Origin of the sequence: Caballeronia arvi (assembly GCF_001544695.2) — a bacterium.
Lineage (GTDB): Bacteria > Pseudomonadota > Gammaproteobacteria > Burkholderiales > Burkholderiaceae > Caballeronia > Caballeronia arvi.
Map to the genome: position 1 here is coordinate 1 of NZ_FCOM02000118.1, position 10,261 is coordinate 10,261.

The 10,261-nt window shown below is 59.9% G+C and carries 9 protein-coding genes; 7 read left to right on the top strand and 2 right to left on the bottom strand.

Annotated elements, in window-relative coordinates:
- Positions 1-327 precede the first annotated feature (327 nt).
- Entirely contained in the window at positions 328-1,449 is a 1,122-nt protein-coding gene (locus AWB74_RS42470; protein WP_061152504.1) for an extracellular catalytic domain type 1 short-chain-length polyhydroxyalkanoate depolymerase, read from the bottom strand.
- A 503-nt stretch (positions 1,450-1,952) separates the two neighbouring features.
- Complete coding sequence (locus AWB74_RS42480) at positions 1,953-2,522, bottom strand: phasin family protein (protein WP_087039550.1); 570 nt, start codon at positions 2,520-2,522, stop codon at positions 1,953-1,955.
- Between the two features lie 407 nt (positions 2,523-2,929).
- Between AWB74_RS42480 and AWB74_RS42485 the strand changes: the two genes are divergently transcribed.
- The 7 genes from AWB74_RS42485 to AWB74_RS42515 all read left to right on the top strand — a co-directional run bounded on the left by AWB74_RS42485 (position 2,930) and on the right by AWB74_RS42515 (position 9,542).
- Entirely contained in the window at positions 2,930-3,508 is a 579-nt protein-coding gene (locus AWB74_RS42485; protein WP_061152507.1) for a hypothetical protein, read from the top strand.
- A complete protein-coding gene (locus AWB74_RS42490) occupies positions 3,501-5,558 on the top strand; it encodes a site-specific integrase (RefSeq protein ID WP_087039551.1) in 2,058 nt (685 codons plus the stop codon). Before AWB74_RS42485 ends, AWB74_RS42490 begins: the two co-directional genes overlap by 8 nt.
- Positions 5,559-5,978: 420 nt before the next feature.
- The gene (locus AWB74_RS48920) at positions 5,979-6,302 is read left to right on the top strand and encodes a type II toxin-antitoxin system RelE/ParE family toxin (protein ID WP_407642547.1); all 324 of its coding nucleotides are present in this window, start codon (positions 5,979-5,981) and stop codon (positions 6,300-6,302) included.
- A 3-nt stretch (positions 6,303-6,305) separates the two neighbouring features.
- A complete protein-coding gene (locus AWB74_RS42500) occupies positions 6,306-6,749 on the top strand; it encodes a helix-turn-helix domain-containing protein (protein ID WP_061152509.1) in 444 nt (147 codons plus the stop codon).
- Entirely contained in the window at positions 6,746-7,303 is a 558-nt protein-coding gene (locus tag AWB74_RS42505) for a hypothetical protein (RefSeq protein WP_061152510.1), read from the top strand. Before AWB74_RS42500 ends, AWB74_RS42505 begins: the two co-directional genes overlap by 4 nt.
- A 315-nt stretch (positions 7,304-7,618) precedes the next feature.
- A complete protein-coding gene (locus tag AWB74_RS42510; protein ID WP_143749483.1) occupies positions 7,619-8,035 on the top strand; it encodes a hypothetical protein in 417 nt (138 codons plus the stop codon).
- Positions 8,036-8,390: 355 nt separating this feature from the next.
- Positions 8,391-9,542 (top strand): IS110 family RNA-guided transposase, encoded by a 1,152-nt coding sequence (locus AWB74_RS42515; RefSeq protein WP_061152512.1) that lies wholly within the window; start codon positions 8,391-8,393, stop codon positions 9,540-9,542.
- Positions 9,543-10,261 lie beyond the last annotated feature (719 nt).

Sequence of the window (10,261 nt, forward strand, 5' to 3'; positions counted from 1 at the left end):
TGTCCTGCATTGGGTCGCGACGAGTCCCGAAGGCTTGAAGGAGGCGGACTTCCATCTGAGTGCCGCGACTGCGCCTGATGACACAGATCACTGTCGAAGGTAGAAGGGGTTGCTTGATATACGACCGAGTGCGCCGTGGGGTCCACAGCGCAACTGGCGCTCCGCCTGCCGATCGCCTGTTGCGTCAGGGAGCCTTCAAGGATCAACCATCACTGGGCATGGGACTGGCACGACAGCGGTGCCCGAGGCAGTCGTGCATGTAGCCGAAGACGTGCGACATTGACGGCGGAGTTTCTGTTGAGAGATTGTCCGTTGTCTGCCAGCGGCCTAGCTGTAAAGCGCAAATTGGTCGAAAAATCGAAGGAATTCGTGGGTTGCATTCGGACCGCATGGGTCGGTATAGGTACCTTGGGGATTCCCTCCCGACCAGGCGTGACCAAGACCATGCACAAGCCATTGCTCGCCAATGGGGAAATCTTTTTCGTCATGGAAGATGCGGCGCGTGTAGGGATAGCCGTTTTCCGTTTTGCTCACGCACGTTGGAGGACATTGATGCGTGGCGCCGTCCTGGCCTTGAAACAACCGGCGCATTGAGACGATCTGATCGCTGTTGCGCGGATGAACGGTGTCATCAGCGTCGCCGTGAAAGACAATGAGCGGCACGCTGCGCGGCTGAGAGCCGTCAATCAAACGCGCGGGCAGGCGGATCTTTCCTTTGCCATCGTTCATCGCGCAAAGCGCTGAAAACGCTTCGTCCGCGACACCGAAGGCCACGCCCGAATGAACTGCGGCGGCCGCGTAAAGGTCGGGATGTGTCACCGCGAGATTAACGGCCATGGCGCCGCCCGCTGACATTCCCGCCGCATAGACGCGGGCATCGTCGACGTTGTATGTCGCAATGACCTCTCGTGTGAGGGCGGCGATCATCGATGCTTCGCCCGACTCACGCACTTGGTCGCCAGGTCGAAACCAGTTCCAGCATCTAAGGAGACTGACGCTTTCCGACTGCTCTGGATAGGCAACGATATAGCCGTGCGCATCTGCGGCCTCGTTCATTCCTGTGCCGGCGGCGAAATCGTCGGGATCTTGCTGAGCGCCGTGGAGCATGACGACCATCGGAAGCGACTGGCCACAGTAGCCACTCGGAACAAAGAGCTTGAAGCGGTGTGTTTGACCGGCGTGTTCGAAGTGACTGCTCAACCATTGATGACCATTCGTCGCTGATGCTTCGCGCGGCTTAATAGAGGGCGCAGCCGTGGGGAGGTGCGGCCTCGGCGCGGGCGGCTCGCCGATGGCCTCGACCGGGAGTCTTGAGGGTGGTTTCGGCCTCGCACCGCTATCGGCCGACTGCAGATCGACGAAGGATTGCACGGCGAACCCTAGCGGTCCACCCGCAAACAGCGACCAGAGGGTGGCGTTTGCCGATGCAAGCGGATCAAAGATATTCATTTTTTGTTTCTTACCTCAGTAAAATAGCTAGGCGCGCTTCGGCCGTTTATCACGAAACTACCATGTGCTGTGACGGAGAGCATGCGCATGTGCCGTTCCTGGCACGACGAAAAGGAGTTCTTTTACGAGCGTGCGTCCGGCTGGCCCGCGCGTACGCTAACAGAAAGATGGGCCGATGGCTGCGAGCGTCGTGAGCAACATGCTTGCCAAAATGTTGCCGGTGCCCGCCAGGCAATAGTTCGAGCATGCGCTTGTGCATCGTTCTACGACTTCATTCGCGATGCTTAATATCAGTACATCAGTGTCGGTCTGAGTTGCTGGAAAACGGCGGTGGCGCGGGGCGGCATGTCGATCTGCCAGAGGATCGTTCCCGAGAGCGCCACTTGTCGGACGATCGGCATCGTGGCCCTTATCCGGGGAGCCACGACGCCCAATGACCACCTGCCGGCGATGAATGCGACATGGCGCATGAAGCCGCCCAAGGCTTCATGCGTCGCCAGACCTTAGACGGGACGCTTGGCTGTCGAACGCGCAGTCCTTGCTATTTCGCCGTTCGCATCGAGCACGGCCCCGCTCGTTTCTCGGGCAGCTTCGTTCGCCGGATCGGCGAGGTTCAACACGAGTCCGCTCGACGATTGTGCGGCCGCTTGGACATCATCGGCCGCAACCTTGGTCATGTCATTGAACTTAGCGCCGCTGCGTTCATACTGGCTGCGCACTTCGCCGATTATGTCGTCTTGCGTCGAGGTGATAATCGACAGCATGTGTTGGCCATACGAGGCGGCTTTCTGTGGAAACTGCGCGAGCATAATCGACTGCCACCCGAGCACGTCGCCTGCGCCTGCGTCATCTCCCGCGCGCAGGAGCGTGTTGCTCTCCTCGACCATTTTGCGAACGGTTTGCACGTTCAGTTCCGTGATCGCCTGAAGACCGGTCGCGAAGCGCCCGGTCACGTTGAGGAACGTCTGCAAGTTGGCGCGCGCCAGGGAAGGAATCTGATCAGCGAAATAACCGGGGTATTGAAACATTGACTGCTCCTTCTGAATAATCAAAATCAAATGTTGGGAGAACATGGACAAAGCAGAGCGCAGCAAAATCCGGGCGTGTTAGCTGCGTGAACGCCGAGAAATCGGCGATACGCATCGAACAGCAGCCCGTTCCGTGACCTGCTGAAACCGGGCACGGATGCTGTGCTCGGTGCCGCGGGCTCTCGACCACCGTGTTGCGGCCCCGTTTCTTCGCGGGACCGTTAGAAAAGAGAAGCCCGAGGTTAGGTCGCATCATGTGTTCCAGCTACCGATCGTTCGCCTACGCGCAACCGCTCGTATTGCTTTTCTCGCGCTTGCAAAAAAGCAAGCGGCTACCCAAGCCAAATAGTTTGAAACTATTAAAAGATGCAAGCTTGTTAATGTTTATTATCGGGATAGCGTTTCAGGGGTAGAATCGGCCATTTCCAATTTACAAGCGAGGGGAGAGGGCCGTGGGACATGCCTTTCCGCCAGATGATCCTGACTCGGGCCAGGATCCGGACCGCGAACCGGACGACGGCTCGGGCGATGCCTACAACGAGTTGCCAGATGCGTATGTCGCGCGCTTGGTGCATGAGCTCGAACAGGTCGTCACGGCGAGCCGCCGCACGATTGCGATCCGCTATGCCGCCCATGGCGTGACCTTCCCGGTGCCGCCGACGCTGGACCGCGCCGAACACATGGTACTGACCGCGCTGGTGCAGACCTACGGCGTCGCGGTGTTTCGCGATGACTTCAGTGCGGTGCGCCAGCGCTTGGCGGAATGTGGTGCCGTGGTCGTACTGCAGCAGACGGTGTTCGGCGATCGCCCGGGCCGGGGCATGCAGCGCTACGGCGGGGGATCCGTCGGCGGCGTCGCTGCGCTCCTGCAGGAAGCGCGGCCGCTGTTCGAGACGCTGTGCGAGCAGTCTCCGGAGACCTTTCTGGTTCAAGCGCGCGCGCTGCTGGCGCGCGTCGCGCGGCGACCGATGCCACCGATGCCACCGGAACCCCCGCTCGAATCGGAGGACGGAGAACGCGACGATGGCTGAGGGCGTGCCTGTCTCCACCGAGCTCGCCCGGCAGTCCCACCCCCCGGAAAAGCTCACCGCAGAGCAACTCACTCCGGAGAAGCTGACCGCAGAGACGCTCACCATCCAGCGCGGCTATACCACCAAGGACTTCACCGCGTTGCGCGCCTACGTGCAGCGCATCGCGCCCGCGGTGATCGCGCGCACCTACTACGACCCGGACGAGGATCCGCACGCGGCAACGCCCGGCGCGATGGAGCGGCATCTGACGACCATGCTGGACACCCTGGTAGCGCTCGCGCTGGCGCACGGCTCGACGGCGCTCGCCGATCACCTGCGCGCATCGATCCGGCAGCACGGGCGGCCGTTGCTCACGGCGGTGACGTTCCGCATGGTCGCTGATGCGGCGCAACTGGCGGCGCTGCCACCCCATCCCGATCACGCGATTGGCGCCTGGCTGCGTCCGCGCGTGGCGCGGCGCCTGAAAGGCGAGGGGCTGGCCACGCTCGGCGAACTGGTGGCGTTCTGCAACCGGCGCGGCGGCAGCTGGTGGCGCTCGATTCCGCGTATCGGCCCGGGCCGGGCCCGCGCGATCGTCAGCTGGTCACGCAAGCAGCAGGCGTCGCTGCAACTGACGGTCGAAGCCGACGTCGATTCACTCGAGCAAGCGGGCGTGCCACTGGTCGCGGATGAACTGGTCGAGGTGGTGCCGGCGCGGGAGGGGTCGTCCGATAAGGTGACGGGAAGCGGCCCGAGCAGTGGTCCAGGCGGCGGACCGGCGCGGCTGACGCTGGCGCCGCTCGAACGCCTGACAGTGCCGCACGCGCTCTCCGGTGCGGCGGATGAAAACCGGTCGAGCGGCTTCTGTTATATCCAGGCGCAGCACGACCTCGATGCGGTGCGTGCGTATCTGAATCGCTACCGCGATCAGCCGAAAACGCTGCGCGCCTACACCAAGGAGCTCGAGCGCTTCCTGTTGTGGGCCGTGGTGCTGCGCGGAAAGGCACTGAGCGACCTGCGCGTCGACGACTGCGAGGCCTACAAGGACTTTCTGAAAAGCCCCGATCCGCGCTTTGTGGGGGAGCGATTCGCGCGGCACTCGTCGAGGTGGCGGCCCTTCGCCTTCTCCAGCTCCTCTGTCGCGGGCGACGGCAAGGCTTCGCTGTCCGCGCCGCTTTCACCCGAATCACAGCGCTATGCCGTCCGAATTCTGCGTACGGCGTTCAGCTGGTGGGTGGATGTGCGCTATCTCGCCGGCAATCCGTGGAAGGCGGTCAACGATCCGATGGTAATCAAACGGGAACGCGCGATGAGAATCGAACGCGCCTTGTCCGCCGAACTGTGGCGCAAGCTCCGTCGTGAACTCGATGTGCAATCGGCAAAAGAGGGCGGAGCTACGGCCGGTGCGCAATGGCGGGCCGTGCGCGCGGCCATTCTATTGAGGGGCGATTCCGGTCTGCGACGCGAAGAAGCCGCGAGCGCCCGCCGCGAAAACCTGCGTCCTTCACCGTATGGGACGCACGATCGGCCAGTGTGGGAACTGACCATCGTCGGCAAGGGCCAGCGCGAGCGCACCGTGCGCGTCAGTGCCGCGACGCTCGCCGCGTTGCGCGCGCACTGGGTGGATCGGGCTAACGACGAGCGGGCTCAAGATTTCGACGGCGCGACCGAAGAAGATCATCAGAACGGGCCGTTGCTCGCTCCGGTCATCATTCCCTGGACCGACGCGTCACGCCGGCGGCATCGAGCGAGGCAGGGCGGTGACGGGCAACTCGTGAAAGAGGCGGGCTACACCGCTGACGGACTGAACCGGCTGATTAGTCGGATGGTCACCGAACTGGTCGAGACGATGGATGAGCTGGGCCTCGATGAGCGAGTGCGACTCGGGCAGGCCAACGCGCATGCTTTCCGACATACGTTCGGCACCCAATCAGTCGCGGCCGACGTGCCTGTCGATGTCGTGCAAAAGGTGCTGGGCCACGCGTCGCTGCAAACGACGACGATCTACGTCCAGGCCGAAAAGCAGCGGGTGGTTGAAGAGGTCGCTGGGTATTACGCACGGCGGGCTTAGAACGACGCCCCGCCAACCCGGTGAGCTCAAGTTTTTGAAAGTATTGCCGTTACTTTCGATAGGCCGACCTGGGTCAAAGCAGTGATTGCATAAAATTGCGTGCTATCCTCTTCACCTCGAATTTTTACCTGTCATCAGACGAATTGAAAGGTAAAATTTGCCTGATGCCTCCGTGCGAAAGACAACAATCACAGGTCGAGAATCTTGACTTGACTTATAATTCAACTCACAATGATTCACCTCAGGCCGCTTTTTGACGCTGACACCATCAATATGATGGTTCAGGTTGCCGGTGACCCAGCACTGAGAACAGCAGAACTCCATTGGAAGGCCTATTTTGTGGTCGACCGTTCGAGCGATGAGGAGGGTCCGTTGTGGCGAGGTGCAGCAGCGCTTGACGATCAGCGAGATCAGGAGGCGATGCTCCGTGCCTTAGTTCTGTTGAGAACTGCCTGCGCCCAGAGAAATCAGCTCAAGCCACCGCTCAACGATAAGAATTGTCACGAACTGGTTAGTGGAGATTACAGGAACCGTCCCTATCTGATATACGAACTGAAAGTCGGACGTGTCCGCGTGCCTTGGTTTTATGGTGAGGACCGACACACACTGATCGTCACGCACTGTTTCAGGAAGTCAACGCAGAAGGCGAGCAAGGCCGAGCAAGCGACGGCCGCGACGGTACTGAGAAATTACAGGGACGCGCACGGCGCGTCTCCACAAGAATTAAGGTTCATTGGAGAGTAAAAAATGAACGACGCACGCAAGAAGTTCTTCGGATCCTTCAAGAAAGAATCGCGCAAGGATCTGCGTCGATTTGGCGTGGCTGCTCAGTTCAAAGCCGCAATGATGGGCGCAGGCGTGTCTCAACAAGATCTCGCGGATCGGTTGCACAAAGACAAGGGGCAAATCAGCCGTCAACTTTCCGGATCCGCAAACATGACGGTCGACACGATGTATGAGTTCGCCGATGCGCTCGGCGCCGAACTGCACATTGTGGTTGGTGATATCAAGCGTGAATCCTGGGCTGATTCTTTTCTCTCGCTTGATTTTGGTGGTGGGGCGCACCTCGTCAACAACGTCAAGTCGGTGCGCTCAAGCGTAGGCCGCGATGGTTTTGATGTGGATTTCGGTCGGGATGCAATCAATGAGCACACAATGGACGCCGGAGCCCTGATGAGCGTCGCCGCATGAATGTCGAGGCATTACAAAAGGTCAGGGATCATCTGGCGGTGCAAGAGGTCTACCCCTCTAAGATCAACCTCCGCGTTTCAGATCACTTCGACCCCATGTCGGGAGATCAGGACAGTTATAGCCGAATCGTCTGGGCTGTCACCGGTGTGCATGGACGTGATATCCAGATGCTGGCCGAGGATGGGACTGAAACCACTGCTTCGGTGCTGATCTTCCGCGCGTCAACGCGTGTCATGATTGTTGCTGATAAAGGCAGCGGTCCGCGCCCCGAGGACGAAGAAGTTCCCCCATCTGAAATCTTGGGGGAGCTGGAGGTCGACTTTCGAATCACGTACCTGGTACAGGGTATCAAGGGCGATGGACTCGACCAAGAGGGGCTCAAAGAGTACGCCAACGCCAACGTCCCTTACCATTTTTGGCCCTACTGGCGCGAGATTATGCAGAGCCTAAGTGCGCGTGCGAAGCTGCCTGTGCCGACACTCCCATTGTTCCTTGTATCAGGCGGAAAATCCGCTGCGAAGAAGTCGAAGTCGGAACCAAAGTCTGAAGCTTAGTCGAGTGAGCGGGGGCGATCTGACCTACCCGGAAAACTGCCACGCGACGCTTGAGCTAATCGGATTGCAGCCTGCGTAAACGTGCTTCGCTTTCAATGCGGAGCGCGTACAGCATTTCAAAAGCTCTTGAGGGTGTAAGCGGAAGTCAACGGCGCGCCGCCATCGCTTCCCGACTCGTCTTGCGTTGGAAGACGGTAGACGTGACGTTATAGGTCAACGTTGCGAGATCTTGCAGCAACGAAGGCAATGTCCTGAAGACAGTTGAAGGTTGGGACGGCGGGTGCGGCATAGGTTACGCGTACACGAGAAACTCACTTGAGATCCGATCAGCTCGCAAGGAATCGTTCGGCACAAACACCAACAACGGAGGCCGAAGTTCTTCGTTGGGCAGTGGGTTTCGCAACTCAACTAGATAAGCGGGTTGTTTGGTGGTTTTCATTCCATGATCCTGACGAGCTACCTGAGAACTCGTTTGTCGGCGTGACGATTGTCGACGGCACGGAGTTCGCGGATCTGAACGACTCCGACGAGTGGCTGTTGCTCCTTGATCGGCTGCGAGCCTTGAGGGCGAATCCGGGCGGCGAGACTCAATGCTTCTTACTTTCAGATGAGGAACTGGCGGTTATTCCTGAAAGGTTTTTGGAGCGGCTTCTCAATCGTGAAGAAGTCGATGAGATTCTCAAACTGGGTGATCTAGATCACCTTATGCTGCGACCAAGAAGAGATTGCTGAGGGGAATCGCCTTTTGGCGCAGGTAAGAACGAGACTCCTAGCCTTGAGACACTGAGGCGATGAAACAATGCTCGATTGTCGGTCGCGAGCAATCAGTGGATAGCCGCCGAACGCTCGATAGACGTAACGGGATTCCTCGGTGACGCTGTCGAGACCATCTAGACGCAGGATCGGTGGCAAAATTACTGAAAATGCGTCGGGCGGGTCCTCGGGCGATTGGAGCGCCGGAAGGACATCTTCGATTGCAGAGCCGCGCGACCGAGTGGCCCCACCCATAGATCCTATGAAGCACCCGAGCCTTCGACAAGCCGACGCTTAAAATCAGCGTACCAAGCTTGGCTCACAGGAGAGCATCATGCGTACAGATCAGGCATACACGGGTACCGAGCAGCCCGTGCTAGCCGTGTCGCTCGAACTGGCGGCGGCGAAGTGGAAGGTCGCGCTACACGACGGCCGGCGGGATCAACCTGCGGTGCATACGGTCGCGCAGCCGCTTGCCGCCGCCCGCCTGCAGGCGGTGCACGACCTGATCGAGGCGCACAAACAGAAGTGGTCATTGCCGGGGGACGTCCGAATCGTTGTTAGCTACGAGGCCGGCCAGGACGCGTTCTGGATTTATCGCGCGCTGCAGGGGCGACACATCGAGTGCTACGTCGTTGATCCGGCCAGCATTCCGGTCGAGCGCCACAAGCGGCGCGCAAAAACCGACCGGCTCGATGCCATAAAACTGGTGATCAACCTCCGTGCGTGGCTACGCGGCGAGCGCGACCGGATGCGCGTCGTTCACGTGCCGTCGGCCCAGGACGAGGCGTCGCGGCAGCTGATGCGCGACCGGGGGGAGCTGCAGAAGGAAGTGCTGCAGCATCGTGACCGGATGCGCAAGCTGTTGGTCACACTCGGCTGCTGGGATGAAGTCGATCACAAGGCTTTCGCGGGGCGACTCGCGCGTGACGAGGTGCAGTGCCACGACGGCGCACCGCTGCCGCCCGAATTGCGCGAGCGATTGCTGCGCGAGTGCGAACGGCTGGCGCTGGCGCAACAGCAATTGGCGGTGTTGGAAAAGACGCGGCAAGCGAGCGTACCGGCTGCCGCGCGCAAGCGCAGCGATGACCTGGCGCGCCTCAAAAGGATTGGCGAGGTGGGCGCGTCGCGCCTCGTGCTGGAGTTGTTCTGGAGGGAGTTCCACAACCGGCGTCAGGTGGGCGCGTGTGTCGGACTAGTACCCCAACCGTATGACAGCGGCGAGAGCCAGACCGATCAGGGCATCAGCAAGCAAGGTAATCGGCGGGTGCGTGCGCTATTGGTCGAGTTGGCGTGGTCCTGGCTACGGTATCAGCCCGACAGCGCACTCACGCAGTGGTTCAACCAGCGCACGCAGGGCACGGGACCGAACCGCCGAGCGCGACGAATTGCGATCGTCGCGGTCGCACGGCGCCTCGCGATTGCACTATGGCGTTATCTAAAGGACGGCGTGATACCGCAAGGCGCGCAGCTAAAGTCCACATGAGCCCGCAGGTTTAGCAAGGAAGGAGGTTGGGATTACCTTTAGACACCTGTTTGGAGTGACCATGCCCGGATACTGTCTGGGTTGCGCACGCGACCGATTCTTTAGATGGGGCATGCTCCTGGTGATGTTTCCAGCGTAACGCGCATCAGGATAAGGCTGGCGATGATGCGCCAGCGGATAGAAGGTGGTAAGACGTTGAAGTCTTACGTGCGCGATGAACGGCTTCAAACAAAGGAATGCAGAGGAACGGTCGCCCACTAACGGAACACAAAAGACGCCTTGACAACTACTTGAATCTCATAGAAGGTGGGGCCCTCATAAATCGTTTGACATCACGCGGTCTTGTCACCGACAAAAAAAGCAAGCATGTGCAGCGGCTTTCCACGCGCGAGGGGGCGGCTTGTGCGCCTAGGGCCTCGCCTCAATGAGAGAAACGGCAAGGTCAAAATATCGGCGTTACAAAAAGCCCGCCGGTAGTAGCGGGCTAAGAGGGTTGCAACTTTGCCTACGCCCGCTACAGCCAGCGGGCGCACTTTCAGATTAGTCCCCGTTTCGTTGTCTGCAAGTTGCCCAGAGGACAAAGAAAAGGCCCGCCGATATGAGCGGGCCTAATGTCTTACCTTTGCCATGCGCCCACCCACCTTCCTCAGGGCGCACGAGTAGCTTAATAACCGTCCCGCCCTGCGTAAGTCCCTGAATTCCCTTAGTTGCGCCTTCAG